20 protein-coding genes, 1 other RNA gene and 1 pseudogene are annotated in these 25,352 nt (G+C 36.8%); 3 read left to right on the top strand and 19 right to left on the bottom strand.

The window, feature by feature from the left end; genetic code table 11:
• Position 1: 1 nt before the first annotated feature.
• The 3 genes from J0N78_RS02005 to J0N78_RS01995 are packed head-to-tail and all read right to left on the bottom strand — an operon-like array spanning position 2 to position 4,785.
• On the bottom strand, positions 2-1,837 hold the full coding sequence (locus tag J0N78_RS02005; RefSeq protein WP_209121316.1) for an IucA/IucC family protein: 1,836 nt from the start codon (positions 1,835-1,837) through the stop codon (positions 2-4).
• A gap of 14 nt (positions 1,838-1,851) precedes the next feature.
• Positions 1,852-3,408, bottom strand: coding sequence for a pyridoxal phosphate-dependent decarboxylase family protein (locus J0N78_RS02000; RefSeq protein ID WP_247747057.1), 1,557 nt, complete (start codon positions 3,406-3,408; stop codon positions 1,852-1,854).
• 6 nt (positions 3,409-3,414) lie between these two features.
• The gene (locus J0N78_RS01995) at positions 3,415-4,785 is read right to left on the bottom strand and encodes an aspartate aminotransferase family protein (protein WP_209121315.1); all 1,371 of its coding nucleotides are present in this window, start codon (positions 4,783-4,785) and stop codon (positions 3,415-3,417) included.
• A 443-nt stretch (positions 4,786-5,228) separates the two neighbouring features.
• On the opposite strand from J0N78_RS01995, the gene ffs reads away from it, so the two are divergent.
• Both ffs and J0N78_RS26330 read left to right on the top strand, forming a co-directional pair.
• Positions 5,229-5,493: signal recognition particle sRNA large type (gene ffs / locus J0N78_RS01990), an RNA gene on the top strand.
• 365 nt (positions 5,494-5,858) lie between these two features.
• Positions 5,859-7,418 carry a DUF4084 domain-containing protein gene (locus tag J0N78_RS26330; protein WP_209121314.1) on the top strand — a complete coding sequence of 520 codons (1,560 nt, stop codon included), beginning with the start codon at positions 5,859-5,861 and terminating at the stop codon, positions 7,416-7,418.
• A gap of 201 nt (positions 7,419-7,619) precedes the next feature.
• On the opposite strand, the gene J0N78_RS01980 is transcribed toward J0N78_RS26330, so the two are convergent.
• Entirely contained in the window at positions 7,620-9,290 is a 1,671-nt protein-coding gene (locus J0N78_RS01980) for a ribonuclease J (RefSeq protein ID WP_247747056.1), read from the bottom strand.
• A gap of 234 nt (positions 9,291-9,524) precedes the next feature.
• On the opposite strand from J0N78_RS01980, the gene J0N78_RS01975 reads away from it, so the two are divergent.
• Positions 9,525-10,298: a hypothetical protein gene (locus J0N78_RS01975; RefSeq protein WP_209121313.1), complete on the top strand. Its 774-nt coding sequence runs from the start codon at positions 9,525-9,527 to the stop codon at positions 10,296-10,298.
• A 130-nt stretch (positions 10,299-10,428) separates the two neighbouring features.
• Here the strand turns inward: J0N78_RS01975 and J0N78_RS01970 are convergent, their stop codons facing one another.
• The 15 genes and pseudogenes from J0N78_RS01970 to J0N78_RS01900 form a co-directional block, all read right to left on the bottom strand.
• Positions 10,429-10,671 (bottom strand): metal-sulfur cluster assembly factor, encoded by a 243-nt coding sequence (locus J0N78_RS01970; protein ID WP_209121312.1) that lies wholly within the window; start codon positions 10,669-10,671, stop codon positions 10,429-10,431.
• Between the two features lie 52 nt (positions 10,672-10,723).
• Positions 10,724-11,953, bottom strand: a complete 1,230-nt coding sequence (locus tag J0N78_RS01965; RefSeq protein ID WP_209121311.1) for a DUF438 domain-containing protein — start codon at positions 11,951-11,953, stop codon at positions 10,724-10,726.
• 14 nt (positions 11,954-11,967) lie between these two features.
• Complete coding sequence (locus tag J0N78_RS01960; RefSeq protein ID WP_209121310.1) at positions 11,968-12,195, bottom strand: DUF1858 domain-containing protein; 228 nt, start codon at positions 12,193-12,195, stop codon at positions 11,968-11,970.
• 473 nt (positions 12,196-12,668) lie between these two features.
• A complete protein-coding gene (locus tag J0N78_RS01955; protein ID WP_209121309.1) occupies positions 12,669-13,034 on the bottom strand; it encodes a putative zinc-binding protein in 366 nt (121 codons plus the stop codon).
• Between the two features lie 185 nt (positions 13,035-13,219).
• Entirely contained in the window at positions 13,220-14,950 is a 1,731-nt protein-coding gene (locus tag J0N78_RS01950; RefSeq protein WP_209121308.1) for an aromatic amino acid hydroxylase, read from the bottom strand.
• Positions 14,951-15,037: 87 nt separating this feature from the next.
• Positions 15,038-15,337, bottom strand: a pseudogene (locus J0N78_RS01945) (4a-hydroxytetrahydrobiopterin dehydratase).
• Positions 15,303-16,472 carry a homogentisate 1,2-dioxygenase gene (locus tag J0N78_RS01940; RefSeq protein ID WP_209121408.1) on the bottom strand — a complete coding sequence of 390 codons (1,170 nt, stop codon included), beginning with the start codon at positions 16,470-16,472 and terminating at the stop codon, positions 15,303-15,305. Before J0N78_RS01940 ends, J0N78_RS01945 begins: the two are co-directional and overlap by 35 nt.
• Positions 16,473-16,533: 61 nt before the next feature.
• A complete protein-coding gene (gene fahA / locus J0N78_RS01935; protein ID WP_209121307.1) occupies positions 16,534-17,793 on the bottom strand; it encodes a fumarylacetoacetase in 1,260 nt (419 codons plus the stop codon).
• Positions 17,794-17,813: 20 nt separating this feature from the next.
• On the bottom strand, positions 17,814-18,791 hold the full coding sequence (locus J0N78_RS01930; RefSeq protein WP_209121306.1) for a hypothetical protein: 978 nt from the start codon (positions 18,789-18,791) through the stop codon (positions 17,814-17,816).
• A 33-nt stretch (positions 18,792-18,824) separates the two neighbouring features.
• On the bottom strand, positions 18,825-19,943 hold the full coding sequence (gene hppD, locus J0N78_RS01925) for a 4-hydroxyphenylpyruvate dioxygenase (RefSeq protein ID WP_209121305.1): 1,119 nt from the start codon (positions 19,941-19,943) through the stop codon (positions 18,825-18,827).
• 774 nt (positions 19,944-20,717) lie between these two features.
• On the bottom strand, positions 20,718-21,056 hold the full coding sequence (locus tag J0N78_RS01920) for a nitroreductase family protein (RefSeq protein ID WP_209121304.1): 339 nt from the start codon (positions 21,054-21,056) through the stop codon (positions 20,718-20,720).
• A gap of 7 nt (positions 21,057-21,063) precedes the next feature.
• Complete coding sequence (locus J0N78_RS01915) at positions 21,064-21,450, bottom strand: MarR family winged helix-turn-helix transcriptional regulator (RefSeq protein WP_209121303.1); 387 nt, start codon at positions 21,448-21,450, stop codon at positions 21,064-21,066.
• A 400-nt stretch (positions 21,451-21,850) separates the two neighbouring features.
• Positions 21,851-22,228: a hypothetical protein gene (locus tag J0N78_RS01910; RefSeq protein ID WP_209121302.1), complete on the bottom strand. Its 378-nt coding sequence runs from the start codon at positions 22,226-22,228 to the stop codon at positions 21,851-21,853.
• A gap of 302 nt (positions 22,229-22,530) precedes the next feature.
• Positions 22,531-23,718 carry a sulfite reductase subunit alpha gene (locus tag J0N78_RS01905; protein WP_209121301.1) on the bottom strand — a complete coding sequence of 396 codons (1,188 nt, stop codon included), beginning with the start codon at positions 23,716-23,718 and terminating at the stop codon, positions 22,531-22,533.
• 220 nt (positions 23,719-23,938) lie between these two features.
• A complete protein-coding gene (locus J0N78_RS01900) occupies positions 23,939-25,276 on the bottom strand; it encodes an FAD-binding oxidoreductase (RefSeq protein ID WP_307794880.1) in 1,338 nt (445 codons plus the stop codon).
• Positions 25,277-25,352 lie beyond the last annotated feature (76 nt).

Genomic DNA, 25,352 nt, shown 5'->3' with positions numbered 1-25,352 from the left:
ATCAAATACGTTCACTTGTTACCAACTCCTTTTGTACCAGTGGATTATCAATTTCAACATAAACCGATTGAGTTTCTAAAGACCCTACCAGCTCATCCATGTCATGAAACCGAGTCAGGAGGTTCGCCTTGCATGGTAGTTTCTCAGACGTTAGTAAACTTTCAATGAGACTCGATGATTTTTCTACTGGTACTTCCATCTCTACGAGTACAGTCTTTATTTCCTGTAATAGCTTTCCTTCATCAATTAGCTGGCCTACTCCAAATGCATTGACTAGTCCGAGCAAGTGATTATAGTAAAAGTAGTAACGTAAACGCTCCTCAGCAATTGCATCTGAACAAACAGTTTTACTTTTTTCGCTTATTCCTGGCAATAGCTGATTCAATTGTTCATAGGAAGATTCGCAAAAATAATAGCCTTGATTATCGCGATAAAAGAAATGATCAGGATAACCGTCTTTTAATTGAATCACACTATTTTGTTGATGGGCTTCTAGTGCAATTCCATAAGTAAAGAACAGCGAGAAAATCGGCTGTAAAGAGAGATTAAGATAGCGACGGAACCATTCTAAGCTAACCTCTTCGGTTGTCCGTCCTTCTTTTTCTGCTAAGCTTTTAATGATCTCTGCTAATCTTGATGTATGACCTTCCATGGAATCCTGACATAAAGCAGCAATTGGGGTTGCGTTTTCGGCATGATGTAAATAAAATGGGTTTTCTCTTAAAATGACTTCAAAGCCAGATTCCTGTTCACCCTCTATGTTTACAGTTAAAAAAGCAGGATCACTTATGATATGGAAATTCGGATGAAGCTTTCTCATATACCCACCGATTTTGCCATCTAGGAGTTTTTTTACTTCTACACCTCGCTCAAGCTCCATATTTTTATTTGCACGAACAGAATTCGTAATTTTTACATTCAAGGAAAACTTCAACATAAATTTCTCCTTTGGATGATATACTGTCCGAACCGAAGAAGTTGGGTAAAAGGTACGCCCTTGTTTTCCAAGACTTTCAATCAAGCCTTTTTCCATCAGTACCTGTACTTTTGGTTTGCGCATTAAAAATTCAGCTTGCCATGGATGTATCGGAATAAGTGCGTAATCATCTGCTTGGCAATAGTTCTCTTTAAATTCGTTGCTTGCATAAGGATCATCTTCTATTTGTTTTTTTACAAGGTTTATAGCTGTATCTTCTAAAGCTGATCCGTGCTGAACGATTGATGTATGAACACGGAAATAATGTAGCGAAAATTCTCCTTTTAATTCGGGTGAGTAAATAGGAACATCCCACTCGGCAATTCCTTGACGACTTTTCGGTGTTGGATGTAATAAATGGCCAAAGATTAATGCTTGTTCTGCATCTATGAAATTCATATCTGTTTGATAGAGACGATCTCTCTCACTGTAGCGTTCTTGAATAAATTGTTCAATATTTTGGCAGCTTAATATCACTCGTAACATTAGTTCGTCTTGATCACTAGTTGATTGAGTGGTTACCCCAGAGCTCATGTTGAGTTCTTTAATTACGATGCTTACTAGCGTTACGTAATCGAGTTCGAGTAAAGAGCTTTTATCAGCTAAAGGAGAATAATAGAGTGGAAACGAAAATATATGACGTCCTGTTACTGACCAGTAACGTAACGGAACATATACATAAATCCCTTGGTTCGGAAATTCACATACGACGATTTGATCTACTTCAACTCTGTTTTTCAATTGAGGAGGAAAGTCATAGTCGCTATTTTTATTAATCACCTCATATTTTCCGGTTTCTCTTAAATAACAATTTAAAAAGCTTTGGATCGTTGCTTGTTCAGCAATGTACTTAGAATTCATGTCATCTATCCTTTCTATATATTTGATTCTGAATATGCTACATGCTTTATTTGGCGGAGGATCGACTGGATATCCTCTAACGTCGTTTGCGGATTAAGTAATGTGAATTTTAAGTAAACAGATTCATTAACTCGGGTTCGGGCCAATACAGAGTAACCTGACTCAAGTAGTTTTGTACGAATGGAGCTGTTCATTCGATTGAGCCATTCTGAATGATTTACCCCTTCCTTTTTTTGAGGCCGATAGCGAAAAACCACCGCATTGATTTCAGGTTGATTAATGAGCTCAAAATCGCGATCTTCTTCAATGATACTTGCGGTTTCTCGGGCTAAATCCATTGTGTACTCAATCATTTCCGCTAATTTTTGTCGGCCAATACTATGAAACGTGACAAAAAGCTTTAGAGCATCAAAGCGTCTTGTTGTTTGAATCGATTTTGTGACTAGGTTAGGAATACCCGTCTCTTCATCGTCTTCAGGGTTTAAATAGTCTGCATTTAGTTTTATAAATTCAAAATCTGCTTGATCTTTGACGAGAAAAGCCCCACAACTAATCGGTTGATAAAATAACTTGTGAAAGTCAACAGTTATTGAGTCAGCGAGATTCGTTCCCGCTATCTTATGTTTATAGCGTTCACTTAAAATCAAGGCACCTCCGTATGCTGCATCGATGTGAAACCACATTTGATAATCTTTAGCACGTTTACCGACTTCTACTAGTGGATCGATACTGCCAAAGTCAGTCGTTCCTGCTGTTGCTACTACAGCAAAAGGAAGTAAGCCTTGTTCTCTGAGTTCCATTAAGCAACGGTCTAAATGGTCGACGCACATTCGATGTTCCCCGTCCGTCTCAATCGGAATAACGGCCTTCTCACCTAATCCAAGTAAAAACGCTGATTGGCGAACGGTAAAATGGGCAGCTTTCGAACATAGAATTCTTAGTTTACTAGCTTCTTTTGGTAATCCTTTTTTCTGTGCATCCCAGTTCAATTGTTGTTTTAAAAAACGGTCACGTGCAAGAAGTAACCCCATAAAGTTTGATTGGGTTCCTCCGCTAGTAAAGACACCGTCTGCTCGATTACTTTTGAAAAACAGGTTACTTAACCATTGCATCATCTTTTCTTCAAGAATCGTGGCAGCCGCACTTTGATCCCAAGAATCCATCGATTGATTGGTTGTGCTAATCATTACTTCTGCAGCAAGAGCAGCTGTTAAAGGCGGGCAATGTAGATGAGCAATACATTTTCGGTTAGATACAACGATTGAATGCTTTAAAATAGTTTCTCCAATGTTTCTAAATAACATTTCTAATGTTGAACCATTCTCTGGTAAGATTTCTGTAAAGCTATGATCAAAAAGGTTTGCGAAGTCTTCAGGTGACAAGCCACTATATGGCTTGTCACTTTTAGAAAAATGCTGAATAATAGCTTCTTGTGCTCGTAGCATAGCTTGCGTATAATATTCAACGCTCTGTTCATTTTCATTTAAAAAGAATCGATCAAAGCTCTGTTTCACTATCGTTTCCGGTTGCTGCATTACTGGTTCTAGTAAACCTACATCATGTATGGCCATCTTTCTTTATACCTCCTGTTCTATACGCTCATTGATCTCCGTCTCAGCCTGCTTTACGGCTTCTAAGAAAATTTCACTCACATTATCAATTTCTTCAGCAGTTATTATTAATGGAGGTAAGAAGCGAACGACACTACCGTGACGACCTCCCAGTTCGAGAATTAATCCACGATTGAAACACTCTCGTTGAATAAGACTTGCTAACTTCGGATGAGCTGGTACATTTCTTGTATCCATACCTGCTTTTTCTTTATTCACTATTTCAACGCCAATCATTAATCCTCGCCCTCTAACATCACCGATGCAATTTGTTTGAGCTTGGATCTCACGTAAATGAGATAAGAAACGCTGTCCTATTTCATCAGCATGATCAGCTAAACAATTTTCTTTTATGTATTTCATTGTTGCTGTACCAGTAGAAAACGCCATTTGGTTCCCACGGAACGTTCCTGCATGTGCACCAGGGTTCCATTGATCTAAATCTTTATGATAAACGATAACAGCTAATGGAAGAGAACCTCCAATCGCTTTTGACATAACAACAACATCAGGTGTAATTCCTGCATGTTCAAACGCAAATAACTTACCAGTCCGGCCAAATCCTGTTTGGACTTCATCAATTATTAGTGGTACCTCATGTTCCTTTGTTATTCTTCTCACCTCTCTTACCCACTGATCAGGAGCTGGAATCGCTCCACCTTCACCTTGAATAATTTCCATTATCATTCCTGCAGGAGGAACAATCCCACTTTCAGGGTCATGTAAAAGCTGTTCAATATAGGAGACTCCAATTTCATACCCATCTTTACCACCGACACCAAATGGGCATCGATAATCATAAGGAAACGGTAGAAAATGGACATCCGGCATTAATCCTGTAATTTGTTTCTTCGGCCCCAAATTACCCATCAAGCTTAGCGAACCATGGGTCATTCCATGATAGCCGCCTTGATATGCGAGGATGCTTCTTTTCCCTGTTGCCGTTTTTACTAATTTCAAAGCTGCTTCAACAGCGTCTGACCCCGACGGTCCGCAAAACTGTATTTTGGCGTTTTTTGCAAAATCTTCAGGCAAAGTACTAAACAACTCTTCAACAAACTCTTCTTTAACAGGTGTTGTAAGATCCAATGTATGTAATGGAAGCTTGTCATCCAATACTCTTTTAATTGCCTCCGTGATCACAGGGTGGTTATGTCCAAGTGCTAAAGTTCCGGCACCACCTAAGCAATCAATATATAATTTTCCTTCGACATCCTTCACATAAATCCCATTTGCTTCACTGATCGCAATTGGAATTCGGCGAGGATAAGAACGAGCATTGGATTCGCGTTTCGCTTGAACATCAAGAAATGGTTTGTTTTTTAAAATGTCCTGCATGTGCTCCCTACTTTCTTTTCATTCATTTTATAAAACAAGCGGCTAAAAACAACGATAATAATTATCATTATCAATGAGGATAAAATAATGAGGAGAAAGATCAGTTCTATACTGAATCTAACTCCGGAGAGTAGTTCACCTCTTTAATTATAGATATTATATCGAAAATTAAATGATGATAATGATAATCAATGTTAATTAAGTTGCCACTGTGTGTATATTATTAAAAATGATAATCATTGTCAATTAAAACTTTTAAATTCAGTTCTTATGTCCCTCTTTTATTTTAACCCGGATTTTTCAAATTCTCTAAGACGACAAAAATTGTTAACTATTACGTTCTTTTGAATTAGTTACTGTTATTTTTTTACTCCTATACCAATTAATTAGCATTCACAAGTCTAGAAATTCATAGTAAGATATAATTATTCAATTGAAACAGATCGCAATAGACGGGGAGGTAGCGGTGCCTTGTAACCTGCAATCCGCTATAGCAGGGTCAAATTCCTATGGAAGGTCTAGTTATGTGTAGACAGTTCTATTGATTTGGTGTTGAAGAAAAAGTCTTTTGCAAAGGAAAGCCTACGAACGGGTCAGATCCGGAAGGAAGCAGCCATAAGAAGGGAACTTTACTTGTGTAAAAGAGCACTTTTTCTGAGTCAAAGAGATAGTAACGTATGGATGATTAGATCGTAAATAGGTTTGCGATTTACATAATGATGCTACTTGTGTAGCAATTTCACATTTTTAAGAAGCTCCACCTTTTATAAAAGGTGGAGCTTCTTTTTCTTTTCTTTAGTTCTAGATACATGCAAATCCAAATAAAAAACTTTTGATCAATAGATAAATCTTTTTCGAAATAATCTACTATATTCATAATTGATCTAGTCATTTATAATTATATGAAAAGTACTTGCACAGTAAAAAATGACAAAACGTCCAATGATGAGCAATATAGTTGCGGGTCTAAAGTGCTAGTTGTGACTAGTATTGTCAAAAAGTTAGAATAGTCACCTGCTTTTGCCTTACTTATCTAACTATTTTTTCAAGATGAAACGGAGGTAAATATTTTTGTGAGAAATCGAAAACATGCAATAGTTTTTATCGTTTTATATATGTTTTTCTTTTATATATGGATATTTTTATTGAAGGAACATGAATTACTACGTTTTTTAGGAGCGGATTTCTTTTTTCTTTTAGCTTCAACCATTAGTTTTATATGGTTACTCCAAACGTATCGATCAATAAAGGATAAGTTTAAATATTTTTGGCTTATTTTAAGTATTGGGGTGGGGTGCTCTTTTATCGCTCAAGGGATCGCTATTTATTACCGTTTGTTTTTGCAAGTCGATCTTCCTTACCCTAGCTGGGCAGATGGTTTTTGGATAATGCAATACTCTGTTTTTTTTATAGCCCTTATAATGATTAGGTGGCTCTTGGAGAATTTTTACCCAATGGCGCGCTTTTTGTTCAATTTATTAATTATTATGACTGTTGCCACTACATTAAGTTGGACCTTTTTGATCGGACCGAATCTATCCTTTTCCTTAGATGCTATCATTACATCTGCTGTTTCTATCGCTTATCCAATTTTAAATTTAGGTATTTTATTTGCTTCAATTAGTTTGTATTTTCTTGCCCAAAATGCTATAAACACAACTGTGCTATCTCTCATTATAATTGGTTTTTTCTCTCAATTATTTGCTGATTCTATATATGTCTTTCAATATATGCAAAGTGCATATGTTATAGGGAGTAATTGGTTTGCTCCATTATGGGCTCTTTCTTTATTGCTTATTGGCTTTGCTGGTTTATGTACTCAGGAACATGGGAACCTTACAGCTCTTCAAACGAGTACGAAACATAGGGGAAATAAAGGGCATTTAGTGACTTATTTCAGTGTTATTTTATTACTACTTATGTTTGTGTTTGTCCATCCTCACCTTACAGAAATTGAGATCGGCTTTATAGTGACTATTTTACTTGTTCTTATTCGACAAATCGTAACCTTATCAGAAAATGAAAAATTATTTGATGACTTGCAACAATTATCGAATGATTTGGAAAGCAAAGTAGAACAAAGAACAGCTGAATTACACACTGCATTGGCAAAAATGGAACGGATGGCTAACTACGATTCCTTAACCGGGTTACCAAACCGAAGCAAAATATTAGCAACTATATATGATTGTATTAAAAATTATGAACAACACCATTCAAAATTAGCCATCATGTTTTTAGATCTAGATCATTTTAAAATTGTCAATGATACAATGGGGCATGAAGCAGGTGATCTCCTTTTAATCGATGTTTCTAATAGGCTTAAACGTAGTGTAAGAAACCAGGATATAGTCGCTCGTCAAGGCGGAGATGAGTTTATCATTTTACTTGAAAATGTGGATCATGATGAAGCCTCTCAGATAGCTCAACAAATTATCGATGAATTTGTCCCACCCTTTTATTTAAAGGGAAAGGAGTTTTTAACTAGTCCTAGTATCGGTATTAGTTTCTACCCTACCGATGGACAAAGCAAAGAGGAGTTAATTAAAAATGCAGATATAGCTATGTACCAAGCAAAAGAACGAGGAAAGAATACATATCAATTTTATGGTTCTAGCGTTAAAATAATGTAAAGGTAATAAAGGGAACTTCATTAATTGAGGGGGTTCCTTCGAAACAAGAAAAGCGCAAGCGCCCTCGAGCCGATGACACCTGCAGCTAGACATCCTCGAAATTTAAACTTTCTTATTCTTTAATTAAGAAACAGAAGTTCCTCTTAAAAAAGGATTCTTCTGTTTCAATCAACTATCCGTGTATCTAGACGTCCTTCCTAGTTACACTTCAATAATAATCGGAAGAATCATCGGCTTTTTCTTTGTCTTCGTAAATAAGAACTGACCGACTGCTTTTTTAATATGTTGTTTGATAATCCCCCATTCTCTCTTATCTGCTTCCTGCAGGCTGTTTACGGTCTTTTTAATCAAAGCATTTACGTCTTTTAAAAGTTCTTCAGAATTTTTGACAAACACGAATCCGCGTGAAATGGTATCAGGACCAGAAATGAGCCTTTTTTCCGATTTACTCATCGTTAGTACGATAACGAGCATACCATCCTCAGAAAGCTGTCTCCGATCACGCAATACAATTTCACCTACATCGCCAACACCGATACCATCCACATATGTATTTCCTGTTGGAACTTTCCGTGTGTGTCGTGCTTCGCCATTTTTAATATCGACGACATCGCCATTTTTCAAAATAAACGTATTTCCTTCTTCTACTCCAACAGCTTCGGCTAATAATCGGTGGTGATGGAGCATTCGATACTCTCCATGAATCGGGATAAAATATTTCGGTTTCATTAATGTCAGCATGAGCTTTAGGTCTTCTTGATAGCCGTGACCGGAAACATGCATGCCTGAAGAACTGCCAGGTCCATAAATCACGTTCGCACCAAGTGCAAATAGATTGTCTACGATACGTGTTACATTTTTTTCATTACCAGGGATCGGACCTGCTGCTAAAATAACGGTATCTCCAGCTAAAATATCAACTCCGCGGAAATCTCCAGTCGACAAGCGGGATAGAGCAGCCATTACCTCTCCTTGACTTCCAGTACAAAGAATAGCAACCTTCTCTGGTGGTAATGCATTGATTTCTTTAGGTTCAATCAGCATGCCTTCAGGAACCGTTAAATACCCTCGTTCTATTGCAACTTCTACGACATTCACCATACTTCTTCCAAGCAATGCCAGCTTTCGATCTGTTTCTCTTGCCGCATCTACAGTTTGCTGAACACGACTAATATTTGAAGCAAATGTTGATAGAATGACTTTCCTGTCTGCCTTCATAAAGGCTTCAACTACATGTTCACCTACCATTTGCTCAGTAGGTGTGGAGCCTGGACGTTCGGCATTGGTACTTTCCGATAATAAGAGAAGGACACCTTCTTTACCGATTTCTGCCATTTTATGTATATCTGAATGCTCATTTTTGGCTGGTGTTAAATCGAACTTGAAGTCTCCTGTATGTACGATATTCCCTTCTTGTGTACGAAATACAACCCCTAAGCAATCTGGGATACTATGAGTCACTTTGAAAAAGCTTACATCAATATCTCCTAAATTTAAGTTCGAGTTCGGGTTAATTTCGATCAATTCCGTTTCCCTTAAGATTTTATGCTCTTTTAACTTCAATTCAATTAAACCGAGTGTAAAGCGTGTTCCGTAAACAGGTACATTTAATTTTTTGAGGAAGAACGGTATCCCACCGATATGATCTTCATGCCCGTGTGTAACAATTAACCCTTTAATTTTATCTTTGTTTTCAAGTAAATAGGAGATATCAGGAATAATCAAATCGATTCCTAATAAACTTTCATCAGGAAATTTATTGCCACAGTCTATAATAACGAGATCCTTTCCATATTCGACGACGTACATATTTTTCCCAATTTCATTAAGTCCGCCTAAGGCAAAAATAGATAATGTATTTTTTATACTCAAAATCGATTCCCCCTAACTTGATATTTTTGACTTAGTATGCCCTGTTTCATTTCCAAGTATAAGAAGGGAATTACATTAAGTGTATTTTGTCTCAATTTAAAAATATACACTTAGTACTTCTCCCCATATAATATTTCATTAGGATTATTATCACATTATATGGGTTTTTGTTCCTTTTTTATTTTTCTACGCATAAAATATTACAATAATTATAAAGGTGAAAAGGAGATAAATATGAGTATATTTATTAATAATAAAGACCATCCTGATGTCTTTAAAAATAATAATAAAATTAATGCACCTAATCAAGGCTTTATACAATATCATTCCTTCGCAAAGCTTTTGAATGAGCAGCAAGAGGCAAATAAAGAACTTACCCAATCCATCACTGATCTTAAAACACACTATGAAAAATTAGCAAATACACAGTCAAGTCAGTGGAACCTTCTGAAACATCAAATAACTGACATGAACGATCGTAATCGTCATCATAAGGAATTTGAAAATCATATTCTTCAAAAATTAACCACACTCAATGAAAATAATATCAATTTACAAACGAACATCGCAAAAGATATTTTGTTAAAAAAATCTATTATAGACGAATTTCATATTTTAAAGGAATCGAATCAAGAAATTTCAGGCCGATTAGAGAAAAATGAAGCAGCTACCCAGCAAATTTCTTCGCAAGTAAACGAGCAACAGGAACTACAAAAAGAAGTAGTCGAAAAAATCTCAAACCAAGAGGCTTTTCAAGCTGGTGTGATCAAACGATTAGATAATCAAGAAGCATTAACAGAAAAAATCTCCCGCCAACTGACCCACCTACGGTCTATCGTTTTTGAGCGAACAAATGATTTAGCCACGAAAATTGAAGACGTTTATAAACTGACCTCTTCCTATGCTTATAAGCTAATGACAGGCTCTGATCAACCATTGACCTTTTCCTTAATGAAAGATAAAAAGAAGGAACAACCAAAACAACCCGAATCATCCGTTCCTAAGTAAGGTATAGAATTTCGCATCTAAACTCTTAAAACCAGTTATTGTTTCTATTTGAATTAGACAGTATACGAAAACAAAGGCCAATTGCTTCCCTGCATTTGGCCTTTGTTGTGCGGTTATGATGGTTTATTTTTTAGGCGTCGACTTCTAAATCATTTATTTCCTCGCTTCGTGCTACTTTGTTTTTTACATCGGCAACGATTTCTCCAGCCATTGGGCAACCCATTGAAGTCATCGCCATTTTAATCTGCACATTGTTGTTTTCATCGACAACTACTTCATAAACTAGTCCTAAATTTACGATGTCGATTCCAAGCTCAGGATCATTTACTTCCTCTAACATGTCATAGATTTGATCTACTAATTCTTTACTCATGTCTTTCCCTCCTTAATGATGAACTGCCTATAGAAATATAGCAGTTGTTTCCTTATGACAAAATGCGTTTTTCTCCCTCGATGTCCTGTATTGGGCGAATATTTTGAGTGAACTCGAGTGTTCCCATATATTCTCCTTTCTCATCGCGTACGGCGAAATAGCGAATATATACAAGTTTTTCACCCATATTAATCCAGAAATCCTCGCAATCTTTGTTCCCTGATTTAAAATCTTTGAGAAGTTGTTCGACAATGTGCACACTTTTTGGTGGGTGGCAGTTTTGAACTGTTCGGCCAATAACTGCTTTTGTCCGGGCAAAAATTCTTTCCTTCCCATGAGAGAAATATCGAACGACATCATCTTTATCAATAAAGGTAATATCAACAGGAAGATGGTTCATGATTAACTCTAACTGTTTTACCGAAACGACTCCTGTTTCGAAATGGATAAGGCCCTCGGCAAGTTCAGCCTCCTGTAATGCCACGCGATCTGGCTTCCACTCAGCGGCAGGGTTCGTTAGACAATATCCAATTTCTGAACTTTCGTGTGCAATTTTGACCCACTCGTCTTCGGTAAGTGTATTTAGAGCCATTGGAAATAAAATATTTTCTTCTTTAAAGATCATTTCACTTACTTCACGAATAACGTAATCAAGGTCATCTAAAACGGCCTGTTTATTTCCCTCATAATTCATAAGCTTTTGCTTCGCTGTTTTTATTGCTGCTCGAATATGGTCATCGACTCCCCACATTACTTGTGTCGGTCCATAAATACCGTATTTTTCTAAATAAGGAAAAAGTAAATTTTCTTTACGACTATAATGTTTATCAATATCTAGTAATAGATTTAAGTCTTCGATTAATTTATATCTATTTTCTTCGCTATCTTCTTTTGCAAAGTGTTCATAATGAAGTTGAAGCTTAAAATTAACTAAAAGGTCAATTTCCTTATTTTCCAGCTTAAACGTATGAATAGGGTGTCCAGACTGTTCTTCTGGTTGATTAGATTGGTGAATTTCTTCAATGGAGCCTTTGAAAATGGCTGTATGCACGGAGCATAAACGCTGAACCTCCTCGACAGGGATACCCTCTTCCTCCATAAGAGACTGTTCCATTTTGGAAATTTCTTCAACAGATATATTCCCAACAGCATTTTCAAATTCCGCTTTTACCTCATCTACACTTTTTCCGCTATGAAGGTCTTTAATAATCTTCTTTAATGTTTCTTGGCGGTCTAACTTTTCGACGTTTTCTAGTTCACGATTGTTAATGATTTCACTCATTATCAACATCTCCTTTACTCTACAATGGTAAAACCATGATTTCGTAATGCTTCTTTTACGGTGTCTACTGATATTCCTTTCATTCTGCATCCGTTGGGTATTGTCATCATCCTTCCAGCGGTCTGCAGCATACCTGGTTTAGTGATTTGGTCAAAACCTTGTTCCTGTAAAATACTTATAATTTCTGGATGAGCAGTTGTTAACTCATAAACTGTATGGCTAAATTGAATTTTTTTATCCATTATGTTCACCTCATTCAGTAGTGAGTCTATCAGTGAAAGCTATTCTCAATAACAATGTAACAAAAATATTTCCCTGTGTTTGTGAGCTATGTCACACAGACAGAAAATAATCTACTTGTTTTTATTTCGATATATTTCTATTGAATTTTTTATGTAGTCATTGGAGATAAAGGTTAAAAATGGTTGACATTTCACGACGAGAACCAACTCCATAGATCGACATAGAGAATAACTTGACCTAACGTGATGATTGTCACTACGTAATCAATGAATAGCTGATATTATTCTTTATTTAGATTGAAAATTTTAAATAAATGGAGGCATAATCCAATACCAATGCTCGGATATTGATTTATCCAAGCATTGGTATTTTGTTCATCTTCTTCTTTTCATTTTACGAACAAAAAAACGACTATCCACCTCGATAGCCGCTCTCCCAATTGATTTTGTTATTAATTTTTATCGGCCTGTGATTAATAGCTCAAGTTTGTTAATTTTAAAATTTGTTTATACGTATTTATCGCGTGTTTGGGGTTAGGGTCTTCTCCAATGATTTTTGGAATATTAAAGTCAGACAGTACGAAATGATGCTTTGGTTGAATCTCATGTCTGGCTAAACAACTTTTGCAACAGGCTAAGGAACACCCGTCAATAGCAATAATTTCTCTTCCTGATTTTGCCGTTCTGACAAGTGGTTTGACATCGCCACCAACCCCAGCAATACAGGACATTTCAGCGATGTTTTCCCGATCCATTTTTATCGCAATCATGTTCGCGGTTTGTGCCGCCGAGGAACACCCAGAGCAGGAATAAACTAGAGGTAAATCTGTTCTTTTCATACATGTACTCCTCCCATTCATCAAAAAAGAGCGTTCCCTCTTCATCCTCCGTATAACTCTCTATGAAAAAGTTGAATAAATAACATAATTTTATAAAAAAAAGAACGGCAACCGTTTTATTATATAGGTCACCGCTTTTTCATAAAAGCTTTCTTTTTTTCACCTTCAACAACCCCGAACTTCTTCTAAATGATTTTTTTATAAATATTTACCCCATTTTCAATCAGCGGTTTTAATTGACTATTCTCGTGACTAAGCTTCTCGAGTTCTAAAAGAATAGACTGTTCTAATTGTGGGAACCATCGATTTTGATGAAGAATTTCTACGATTTCTAATCTTAATAACCAATCATTCGGATACTTTTTACTGAGCTTTCTCCATACTTCCTTAATCGTTCCAGTTGGATTTTCTGCAACTTTTTCTCTAATTGCTTGAATCTTTTGATATAATACATCAAGCTCTGTCTCTTCGCGATGGTGTATGATGTTACTACTTACAACTTCCTGATCCGAATAATACGCTTCACCATCTGCTGCACCTGCAAAAACCGATATGATTTTTTCGCCAACCGCCATATCGTACATTCCCCACTCAGGTTCAAACAATACTTGGTTTTCATAGGTTACTAGACAATGTTGAAAAGATATTACTAATATCTTCTTATCCTGTTTAACGGTTTGTTCCACTGTACCTTTTACCTCTACACCACTTTCAAACAGGAGCTTACAATTTTGCCCAACAACGATCCCTAACGACAGCATTTCACTTTCTGACAATGTTTCCAAGGGCTTTTCGATTCCTTTTAATCGTCCGACGGGAGAACCAAAGCCATCTTGATGCGTCTTCGTGCCATGTCCCCTTATTTCTTGATTATTGGAAGCTAACGCTGTTGCCCCTGTCGTTTTTATATATATGGGCTCCTTGTTGTTATCCGTTATCACCTGATGAAAAACTCCTGTCACTTGCAGGCCGGAACTATAGACAACGGTTGCTACATTGGCTGATTGAATTGCTTTTTCGATGCTCTCGGTACCGCCTTTCATGAACGCCATCTGCTTGGCAAATTCTTTGACACCCTCAATTAATTGCTGAAAATTTGTACATACAAACAATTGTGGTTGTGGCTTCGTGATGTCAAATCCCGTATTAATAATCATTTGTAAATCAAATGGAACTTTTTTTACATTTGGACTTAAAATGTTTCCACCTTCTGAAACAGATGATAAAAGTCCAGCCCCATATATTTTTGGATTTTCTAAATTACCTATCAAACCGTATTCAACAGTCCACCAGTATAAACGACCGATTTTCTCTGCTTCAGAAACTCCTTCGATTAATTTTTCCTTTTCTTTTATTTGTTTTTTTGCCGCTTCAATTTCTTTTTCTGTTGCCCCGCCCTTTTCAAGAAGATTAGAGTAATACCGAACCGCTTCAAATACGTCATGTTCTTCTTTTGTCGCAATCGCTTTCTTTCCAATTTGACCAAAGAGCTTTACATACTCAGAATATTTGTCATTACAAAGAATTGGGGCGTGTCCTGCAGCTTCATGGATCATATCCGGAGCTGGCGTATATTGAATATTTTCTAATTTACGGATCTCAGCGACTACGGGGAGAATTCCGTTTGCTTGAAAATCAAAGAATGCTACTCCTGGAATAAAACCATCAATCGTTGCAGCACCCCATCCAAATGGTGCTAAACAGTTATTCATTTCATTTACATCAGGAATTCTCTCGGTCGAGATTCCAGATGCTTTTAACCCTTCGGTATACGCTTCATGCGCCAGCTCCTTTAATGTATGATGATTTTGCCGCATCACATATCTCCACACAGCATGGTTAATAGCGGTATAGCTGTCATAATTTTGTTCAATCGTATATTTCCTCAAATGCTTTGGTACTTTTTTCGTTACCATTTTATTGTCACATCCTCTCTGCGATGTGCTTCTTCCTAATCATACGAAAATCACGAATTCACAATCTGCCAATATAAAATATTACCCCTATTTAACCTCATGATAGATTTCGTCATAATCTTTTGCTAATTGAATGTCGAGCGATGTTAACCCATTTTCTTTCTAGGAAGATAACTTAACTCGTATTAATTTATAATCGATCGAAATGAAAGGATGATGATTGATTTCTTCAGATCTACGAGCAATTTTTTGAACAAAATCAATTCCATCTAAATAAGATTGAAAACGATATTTTTTCTCGATCCATTTTTCATCAACTAACTTCCAATCTTTATGCGTATTTAAAAACCGTTCAATTTCTTGTTCTGTTAACTTTTCCACGGTCATCCTCCTTCCAACTGTACTTATAGTCTTTATCTTCATGGTTTTGTGCCTGTTTTACAACACGTAACGGTTTAAACGTATCAACCATAACTGCTAACTCCATCGTTTCTTTCTTGCCAATACTTGCTTCAATCTTTCCTGGGTGCGGGCCATGTGGAATTCCAGAAGGATGTAAAGTGATGGAACCTTCACTTATCCCTTTCCGACTCATAAAATTTCCTTTAACATAATAAAGTACCTCATCACTGTTCACATTACTATGATAATAAGGAGCGGGTACGGCTTCTGGATGATAATCATACATCCGGGGAACAAAGGAACAAATCACAAAATTGTTTCCTTCAAACGTTTGGTGTATAGGAGGTGGCATATGAATTCTGCCAGTAATTGGTTCGAAATCTGCGACATTAAAAATAAATGGGTAAAGATATCCATCCCATCCGACAACATCTAATGGGTGATGATTAAATGTATGAGAGTGGATATAGCCTCTTGATTTTGTTCTTACTTCATATTCATTTTGGTCAACATATGTTTCTAATTTTTCTGGCCCATGAAAATCACGTTCGCAAAAAGGACTATGTTCAAGTAACTGGCCATGGGCATTACGATAGCGTTTCGGTGTTGTAATCCAACTATTCGTTTCTATAACTAAAAATTTAGCTTCTTCATCATCAGGGATTACTCGGTAGATCGTCCCAATCGGTATGACAATATAATCACCTGGTTTATAAGTGAGTATACCAAACATCGTTTCCACCTTACCTGAACCATAATGAACAAATAATACTTCATCCCCATCCCCGTTTCGATAAAAAAAGTCCATCGGTAAGGTGGGGTTCACAACACCAATGAGCACATCTTCGTTTCCGAGCAAATAATATCTACCCATAACAGCATCGGTTTGTTCTGTATATTGATGAGTATAAAAATGACGATGTGCGAGGTCACTTTGCCCCTCATAATGAACGCTGCAATCTTTCAGCAATTCGGATTTGGAAATACTCGTAGGTGGATGATGGTGATATAGGATCGATTGCATACCCGAGAAACCTTTCGTACCCATCACCTGTTCACGATATAATGAGCCGTCCTCCTTTTTAAAAATCGTGTGCCGCTTTCGAGGAATCTCTCCCATTTGTTTATAAAATGGCACAGTTAAACCCTCCTTGTCTGAAATAGTGTTAGTACTACTAATATTATTCGAGTGCTGGAAGAATTCGTCCTGTTACTTCTCCAAACCCAATTTTATATCCATCCCCTTGGCACCAACCCGTCATAGTAATCTCATCTCCATCTTCTAACCAGACCCGTTGCTCACCGTTGTAAAGATTCATTGGTTCCGCTCCCCGCCAAGTGAGTTCAAGTAAAGATCCACGTTTTTCTTTCTGAGGACCACTAATCGTGCCTGATGCCTGTAAATCACCAGGACGTAAATTACAACCTGCTACCGTATGATGACTTATTTGCTGTGCCATACTCCAGTAAAGATAGCTAAAATTCGTAGAGATGATCTTTTGTGAATGCCCCATATCCTTTCCCTTTAGATAGACTTCTAGCTCAATATCAAATGAACTCGCTTCATCTTTTTGTAGGTACGGTAATGGTGGAGGTTCCTGTTTCGGCCCTTCAACTCGAAATGGTTCAAGTGCTTCTAGCGGAACAACCCAAGGCGAAATAGATGTCGCAAAACTTTTCGATAAAAACGGACCAAGCGGTTGATACTCCCAAGCTTGAATATCACGAGCACTCCAATCGTTCACTAACACGAGTCCGAAGATATGCTCCTCTGCATTTTTGATTGGAATCGGTTGGCCCCGTTCATTTCCCAGTCCAATAAACCAGCCCATTTCAAGTTCAATATCAAGTTGTTGACTTGGCCCAAATATCGGTTGATCCTTATCCAGTGGCTTCATCTGTCCTTTTGGGCGATGCACATCAGTACCGCTAATCACTACCGAGCTAGACCTGCCGTGGTATCCTACGGGCAAATGCGTCCAGTTGGGCATCAAGGCATTTTCTTTTCCTCTAAACATCGTTCCTACATTCGTTGCATGTTCCTTTGAAGCATAAAAGTCCGTATAGTCACCAATTTGTGCCGGTAATAATAGTTCAACATCACTTTGCTTTCGTAACGCTGCACGACGAAGCCACGGATCATCTCGTAAAGCTGGTTCATCTTCATTTAATAAGTGTTGAAGTATTTCACGCACCTTTTTCCATACGTTCTTTCCTAAAGCCATGAACGGATTAAGAGAAGGTTGGTCAAATATCCCTCTATCCTCTACACCCGTTTCCTTGAGCAGTCCGGCTTTCTCCAACACAGAAAGATCCAAAACGTATTCTCCGATAGCAACACCGATCCGAGGTTTTCCGCCATGTCGAGGGCGGAATACGCCATATGGTAAGTTCTGAATCGGAAAGTGAGATTCAGGCTTGACGTTTATAAAAGACTTCATTTCTAAAAGCCCCCTTCCTTTTAGATCATTTGTAGTGTTCGGAGATCTTCGCGTGGTTCATCAAAGCTACAGCTCCCAAACGAACAAAGTGCATTTAGTCGAAGGTGTTCCATTTCCGAAACATTCACAACCGTCCCCTTCCAAGCGAGGCCTTGCTCTGTAAAAGTAAAGTTGGCTGAGTTTTCATCAGCGAGGATTTGGGCTACAGTAGCTAGATCTATGTTTTGCGTTCTAGCTAACATTCCGGCGGTAAACACATTTAAGAACCCGTGCATCTTTGTTTTGACTTCATTACGGTACATACGGATTGGATGATGCAAGCCAGCTGTAAACTTTTGTGGTATACTTCGTTCGCTACAACCAACAATGACAGCCGCCACCTGTTCCGGTGCAGGAAACGCCTCTACAGTGAGCCCGCCCGTTCGTAATTTAATCCCTAGTCTCCCGTTATGCTTGTTATTTTGGATCGCGATTTCATCTAACGTTGCGAGCATTTGCTGGTTCCAATCCTCATTAAAGGCTACCGTCACCTCACAAAAAGTTTTCAAATTACGTTTTTTCGTCTCGAGAGAAAGGACTTCGAGTAAGTCTCTTTTTGGAACAACAGGCGGTAGCGGCAGCTCAAACCCTTTGATACAAGCAGCAGCTTTGTATTTTTCGTTAAATAAACTAATTTGTTTCAAATCGGCTTGGAGGAAACTTAGACAGCTTTCGGCATCCGAACTACTACGTCCGATTGCCGAGAGCGTCAATGGATTAGATTCAGAAAAAAGCGCTACGGAAGGAGTCAGTTGTTTCAACTGTGTGACTGGAATAATAAAATGTCCGAGCATCCAAGCATCCTCATACGTTTGAAAAGCTGCATAATTGCGAATCGCTCGATCTAATGGGAGTTGTGCAGGTGGAAATAACCCAGCATAATCAATTAAGTTCCTAAAGAAAATTAGAGTACTAGATTTTAATGTCTCATCACCTGTATTTATGTTTTTTTCTACCATTTTTTACTCCCTTCATTAACACATTTCAAGAGCTTAAATATTCCCACGTCTCTCTTGCTCGCGTTCGATCGACTCAAACAGTGCTTTGAAATTTCCTTCCCCAAAACCTCTTGCTCCTTTTCTTTGGATAATTTCGATAAATAATGTTGGACGATCTACAATTGGCTTTGCAAAAATTTGCAGGAGATAACCTTCATCATCTCTGTCTACTAAAATACTAAGCTCTTGAAGCTTCTTTAAATCTTCATCAATATCTCCCACTCTAGCACTTAAATCTTCATAATAGGTTCCAGGCGTTTCAAGGAACTCCACTCCATTTTCACGTAGCATTTTAACCGTTGCGATAATGTCATTGGTTAATAGAGCTAAATGCTGCACGCCAGGTCCATTGTAAAAATCTAAGTATTCTTGAATTTGAGATTTTCGTTTTCCTTCAGCAGGCTCATTAATCGGAAACTTGATTCTTCCCGTTCCATTCGTCATTACCTTAGACATTAGCGCTGAATAATCGGTTGAAATGTCTTCATCATCAAAATGTCTAAGAACCTTAAATCCAAACACTTTCTCGTAATACGTCGTCCACTCTTCCATACTTTCTACATTCCCTACCACATGATCAATGCCGACAAGGCCTGTGGACTTTGTATGCTTTTTATCTTCATACGGTTGAAAGCCAGGTAAAAAACACCCTTTATAATCTTTAATTTCAATTAAAGTATGAACGGTATCTCCATAAGTACCAATCATTGCTTTTTTCACCGTTCCATTTTCATCACTCTCTGTCCATGGGGATTTGATTGGGATTCCCCCACGTTCTACCGCTCCTTGAAAAGCCGAATTAACGTTTGACACTTTTAGTGAAATGTCTTTAGCTCCATCACCATGCAACTTCACAAATGATGATACATCCGTTTGATCTGACAAAGAGCCAGTGACTACTAAGTGGATTGTTCCTTGTTTTAGAACGTAAGAAACCCGATCACGACATCCTGTTTCTAGTCCCTGATAGGCTGTAATTTGGAACCCAAATGCTCTACAAAAATAATAAGCCGCTTGTTTTGCATTTCCTACATATAATTCCATATGATGAATGCTTTCGACTGGAAATATTTCCTTCTCCGTTTGATTTAGTGAAAATGCATTTTTATCCATAAAATACCCCCTAATACTAATCTGAAAATTGAAAATAATAACCACTTTAATTTGAATAGTAGTATATAAATCTTAGTTTTGCAAACGCTTACATTAACGCTTAAATCCTTTACAAGGATAAAGCTATAAACAATTACAAACGCTAAAAACCACTATTATTACGCTTTTTATCGTGCAATCATTATAAATTGTTTTTTATTTTTACAAAATTTTTTTCGAGTGACTTGTTTAATTTCGATTGTGCTTATTCAAGACAGCTTACTACATCGCTTGGGCAACTAAAACATCCCCTCTTCCGGAAGCTAATTCAGCTGGACAATGTTCTATGGAACATTATCTATCAAAATCACTTACAACCTTTCTAATACTTGTTATGATTAATTCAACAACAAAAGACGTTAATATTTTAGGAGGTAGGTTCATATGACAAATACAGCATTAAAGAATCCCGGGTTCCTTACTTTATTAGCACTTACATTTAGACTATTCATTCAAAAAGATAGATAATAAACAAAAAAATTCTAGACTCTATCGAATATTTCGATTAGGTCTAGAATTTTTGTTGCGAAAATATACAAGCAAATATTATTAAAAGTCATCAATTTTTTATCTTTTATTTTTGATCTTGACTATGCTCTTCTAGACAAGGAAAGCATAAAAGGACGCCTTCCTTGTAAATTACCCCATTTAAAAAGCCACTCCTACAAAAAATCGTTATTCCACAGCGAGTACACTTCCCCACTTTTTCATCCATTGCCCATCTCTCCCATCTAATTAAGGGTTTGAACCAAAAGTATTGTAGTGAATAACCTCACTTTTACTAGCCATTCTTTTAGATGCAGGCTTTTTGTTTTCATATCCTATTCCTAAGATTGCTATAATACTTCTGTCATTCGGAATTTCTAGAGCTTCTCGAACATAAGACTCTCGTTTGTGTGATTCTTTTTCATCCATTAAATTATAAACTGCTCCAAACGCACAACCCAAACCTAAATTCACCGCCGCTAGCCACACAAACCCACTTGCTATTGAAGCATCCTGTAACCAGTATTTACTTACCGTAGGTCGACCTGTTATTACAATTGCTATATTAGCTTCTTTTAACCATGGCATGAATCTTTTATCCTTTAAATAACCCTATTCGAGTAAGTTCCTCCAAATGTATCTCAGACAACTTTTCGAGAATATCACTTCCTTTTTCTGTAACTTCAACTAGTACACTTCGACCATCTTCTGGATTTTTTCTTCTAGACACAAGTCCAAGATGTTCAGAACGATCGATTAACCCGACACATGCATGGTGAGTAATAAGTAATCGTTCACTTAACTCTCCTGGGGTTGCAAATTCACGACTCGGAAACCCTTTTATTGCAAGTAATAACTGATGTTGCTGAGGAGTAATTCCAAATTTCCTTGCCTCTGAATCGCTAAAATGGAGGAATCTTTTTAATTGATATCTAAATTCAGCTAAGGATTCATAAACATCTTTAGATATATTTGGATTCATAAACTATAATTACCTTCTTCCCTATTGATAATTACATCTTAACACGATATAATTATTTATACAAAGAACAAACTCATTTGTACATTGAATGTATATATATCGTATTGAGATATAATATCGTAAAAGGAGTGATAAAAATGGGATTACTCGAATACTTTTCCCCAACCTCCATATCTGGTGTGAGTTTTTTTGTTTTAGGGTTTTTATTAACCATTTGGTTAAACCTAAAAGTATATCGTTTTAATGATAAGGATTGATCGTTTGTCCAGTTCCTTTAATTATTGTTCGTCTAGTAGAAGATATACCTTATCTTCATCCCATTCATGAAATTGATACAGCGGTCATTTCTCTATAATATACTATCCATGAATAAGGTATATCTTACTAAACGTTAGTCCTTTTATATGGAATAATATTCCTTTTTTCTATTTCGCTTATTAATAGGTTGTTTCATAACTAAACGGTAACATTCTTCTAACATCTTATTTTCAGTTTCATTAATTAACTGGGAGTGTGCAATCTTATTTCTAATAGGAGTTAAATTCATTAATTTTTTTCTTTGATGAGGAGAAAAATGTGGTAATACTTGAGGGTATTTTCCAAAAAAAGCGATCAATTCGTGATAATGAGAAACTTCTTCATTCTTATTCTCATGAAGAATAGTTACCCAGTGATCTCCATATTTTTGAACCATATTTGTTTTAATGATCAATCTTAATTTATTTTCTATCTCATATAGCTGTCGATATGCCTCTATCATTAACTCCAACTCTTGCATCGTTTTTAACACCTCCTTACTTTATCATCAATATAACAGATTAAACTTTAAATTCCTACTAAAAAATATGAAAATACTAGTAAAAATTTACTCTTATAAGATAAATAAAGCGTATTGAAAAAATCGTGCACTTTAGGCTTTAAAAAAAGTTACCAAAACGCAGGAGCTGTAATTTATTTCAGTTTAACTCGATATGATTCTAACATAAAAAAAGTGACTTCAATCGGCCGCTAGTGGCGAAATGAAGTCACAATTTTTTATGAAATTATAGTTTGAGCAGTAATACAGACACTAGTCGAATATTAATAGACATCACGTTGATAACGTTTTTGCTTTTGCATTGCATTTAAGTATTCTTCCGCTGCTTCACGAGACATGGCGCCTTCTTTTTCAATAATGTCGATCAATGTGTTATGAACGTCCTTTGCCATATATTGCTTATCTCCGCAAACGTAGAAGTAAGCTCCCTTTTCTAACCATTCAAACAATTCTTTGCTGTTTTCTTGCATTTTATGCTGTACATATACTTTTTGCTCTGTATCACGTGAAAACGCAGCATCTAAGTTTGTCAAAACTCCATCCTTTTGATAGCTTTCTAACTCGTTTTGGTAAAGAAAATCTGTTGCTGAATGTTGATCTCCAAAAAATAACCATGATCTACCTTCTGCGCCGTTTACTGCACGTTCCTGGATAAATGAACGGAATGGTGCAATGCCTGTCCCTGGACCAACCATAATAATATCTGTTTCCCCGGACTCTGGCAGTTTAAAATGTTTATTTGGTTGAATAAATACTGGTAATGTATCTCCTTCATGAAGACGTTCTGCACATAAGACTGAGCACACGCCCTTTCTTTCGCGTCCGTGTGTCGTATAACGCACAGCCCCAATCGTTAGATGTACTTCATCAGGGTTCGTGGAAAAGCTGCTGGCAATCGAATATAGGCGCGGTGGCATTTTTCTTAAAAGCGACACAATTTCTTGTGCAGAGCCCTTCCATGGACCAAAATCACGTAACATATCAAGTAAATCACGTCCGTCGACATATTCTTTCAGTTGGTCAACATTTTCCGGCAATACAAGTGTTTTTAATTCCGCGTTATCTGTTAATTCAGCAGCCTGCTGTAAAACCTTTTTCGTCAATAACGTAATTTCAAAGTGCTTTGTTAGCGCTTCCTTTAATGGAAGTGTTTCGCCTTGCTTGTTAATTGTGACAGCTTCTTCTGAATCCCATTCCATTTCCTTCATTATGACAGCAACTAATTCAGGGTCATTTTCAGGGATAATGCCAAGGCAATCACCAGGTACGTAAGAAAGTCCTGAGTCAGTTAAAGATAACTCGATATGTCGCGTTTCTTTACTAGAACCTGCTCCATTTAAGTTTATATTTTCAAGAACCTTTGCTTGAAATGGATTTGTCCTTGAATAGGCTGTTGGCAGTTTTTTCTCTGCCTTTGTCTGTTCAGCATTTTTTTCTACACTTATTTGCACACTATTCACCCCACAAAGTTGTATTAAGCATTTACATTTCTATTATATAGTATGTAAAAGGTATCATAAATTAAATTCTACCATTTTTATATAATTTTAAATAATTTATTTTTAAAAAATTTCCGACTACTATAGTTTGTCTCTAAGTTTAAACTATATAAGTAAAATAAAAGACTGGTTCCCTTTATAATTATAAAGAACCAGTTACTCTTTTAATTATTTATGGTAATGGCGAGATGCTTTGTTGAAAACGGAACACATTGAAAGGGTCTACTTCTGTTTTTATTTTTCTTAGTCTCGCATAGTTCTCTCCATAATAGGTTTCTGGCCAATTTTTTATATATACATCTGGCCAATTTACGTAATCGCCTTGTATATATGGTTTCAATGCCTTTCTTAATGCTACTACCCAACTCAGGTTTATCGATGCATCCTCTTCTTTTTCCCAGCTTGTATTATATTCTTGTACAATAATTGCCTTCCGATGGAAATAAGCGGTTTCTGTTGGTTTAATTTGTTGAACCGCTCCTCCAAGTGACTGTTGCCAAATCGTTGCCTCTTCATTAGGTGGATCGCTTAAAAATTGTTTGATGATCTCTATGGCTTTTGAAGGAAGGGGTTTGAACACAAACGATCCTGAACGTTTGAAAAAAGAAGGGATGTTTCCAGCTGGATTATTGAAATGTTTTACTGCTTTAATAAAGGTGACAGTAGTGACTTGGATTTTGCGAGGCTTAGTATTTTTTACTAATGGTACAATCAATTTTTTTAAATCAGCCTTGGAACCAACAAATTGTCCCTCAGCTACAATTGAATTTTTGGATTTTGTACTGAGTTCCAATTGGGAGGTTAGTCTTAGATCTGTAAATGGAGCCCAAGTTTGCCAAGCATTATATGCTTTTTCTAAGTGTTTCCAATCCCATTCAACACGGAAAAGTGAGACAATAGAGATTGGATGAACACGAAAATGAAATTGAGTAACGATACCAAAATTTCCTCCTCCTCCTCCACAGCATGCCCAGAACAAATTTGAATTGGTTTCTCTAGAAGCATCAACAACTTTCGCTTCACTCTTTCCTTTAGGTATGACAATTCGTAGACCAATTAAATTATCACAGGTTAGGCCGAATAATCTTGATAATAAACCAATGCCACCTCCTAATGTTAAACCTGCTAGACCAACACTAAACTCTGTGCCTGCCGGAATCGTTACACCGCATTCCCACAAATGAGTATACACTTTCCCTAAGTTTGTACCGGCTTGTATAGTCGCTATTTTTTTATCTAAATCAACAGAAATTTTATTCAACTCACTTATATCAATAATAATCCCGCCATTTAAGACAGAAAAGTTTTCATAACTATGCCTTCCACTCCTAACACGAAACGATACGTTATTCTCTCGAGCCCAAGCTAAAGCATTTATAACATCAACTTCTTTTTCGCAATAAACGATGGCGCCAGGAAATTTCGAATTAAATAAATTAAGGTTTTCTCGTGCCTTGGTATAATCCTTATCATTTAAATACACAATTCGACCGGTTAATTTAGCTACCATTTGCATCCCCACTTTTAATGTTTACAGCAATTTATGATAGCCTTAACAGTTTCGAAACGGCACAATACCGTATAAC

The sequence above is a fragment of the Alkalihalobacillus sp. BA299 genome, assembly GCF_017745675.1.
In the GTDB taxonomy this organism is placed as follows: Bacteria; Bacillota; Bacilli; order Bacillales; family Bacillaceae_F; genus Alkalihalobacterium.
This window is presented reverse-complemented; position numbering and strand designations above follow the sequence as displayed.

Excerpts from the sequence above, each read along its gene's own strand:
- J0N78_RS01995 (WP_209121315.1), bottom strand. The coding sequence starts at position 4,785 with ATGCAGGACATTTTAAAAAACAAACCATTTCTTGATGTTCAAGCGAAA.
- J0N78_RS01915 (WP_209121303.1), bottom strand. The coding sequence starts at position 21,450 with ATGAATCCAAATATATCTAAAGATGTTTATGAATCCTTAGCTGAATTT.
- J0N78_RS01930 (WP_209121306.1), bottom strand. The coding sequence starts at position 18,791 with ATGGTAGAAAAAAACATAAATACAGGTGATGAGACATTAAAATCTAGT.
- J0N78_RS01955 (WP_209121309.1), bottom strand. The coding sequence starts at position 13,034 with ATGAAAAGAACAGATTTACCTCTAGTTTATTCCTGCTCTGGGTGTTCC.
- J0N78_RS01975 (WP_209121313.1), top strand. The coding sequence starts at position 9,525 with ATGAGTATATTTATTAATAATAAAGACCATCCTGATGTCTTTAAAAAT.
- J0N78_RS01940 (WP_209121408.1), bottom strand. The coding sequence starts at position 16,472 with ATGGGAGAGATTCCTCGAAAGCGGCACACGATTTTTAAAAAGGAGGAC.
- J0N78_RS01910 (WP_209121302.1), bottom strand. The coding sequence starts at position 22,228 with ATGCAAGAGTTGGAGTTAATGATAGAGGCATATCGACAGCTATATGAG.
- J0N78_RS01970 (WP_209121312.1), bottom strand. The coding sequence starts at position 10,671 with ATGAGTAAAGAATTAGTAGATCAAATCTATGACATGTTAGAGGAAGTA.
- J0N78_RS01965 (WP_209121311.1), bottom strand. The coding sequence starts at position 11,953 with ATGAGTGAAATCATTAACAATCGTGAACTAGAAAACGTCGAAAAGTTA.
- J0N78_RS02000 (WP_247747057.1), bottom strand. The coding sequence starts at position 3,408 with ATGGCCATACATGATGTAGGTTTACTAGAACCAGTAATGCAGCAACCG.
- J0N78_RS01900 (WP_307794880.1), bottom strand. The coding sequence starts at position 25,276 with ATGGTAGCTAAATTAACCGGTCGAATTGTGTATTTAAATGATAAGGAT.
- J0N78_RS01960 (WP_209121310.1), bottom strand. The coding sequence starts at position 12,195 with ATGGATAAAAAAATTCAATTTAGCCATACAGTTTATGAGTTAACAACT.
- J0N78_RS02005 (WP_209121316.1), bottom strand. The coding sequence starts at position 1,837 with ATGAATTCTAAGTACATTGCTGAACAAGCAACGATCCAAAGCTTTTTA.
- J0N78_RS01920 (WP_209121304.1), bottom strand. The coding sequence starts at position 21,056 with ATGCCATGGTTAAAAGAAGCTAATATAGCAATTGTAATAACAGGTCGA.
- fahA (WP_209121307.1), bottom strand. The coding sequence starts at position 17,793 with ATGAAGTCTTTTATAAACGTCAAGCCTGAATCTCACTTTCCGATTCAG.
- J0N78_RS01950 (WP_209121308.1), bottom strand. The coding sequence starts at position 14,950 with ATGGTAACGAAAAAAGTACCAAAGCATTTGAGGAAATATACGATTGAA.
- hppD (WP_209121305.1), bottom strand. The coding sequence starts at position 19,943 with ATGGATAAAAATGCATTTTCACTAAATCAAACGGAGAAGGAAATATTT.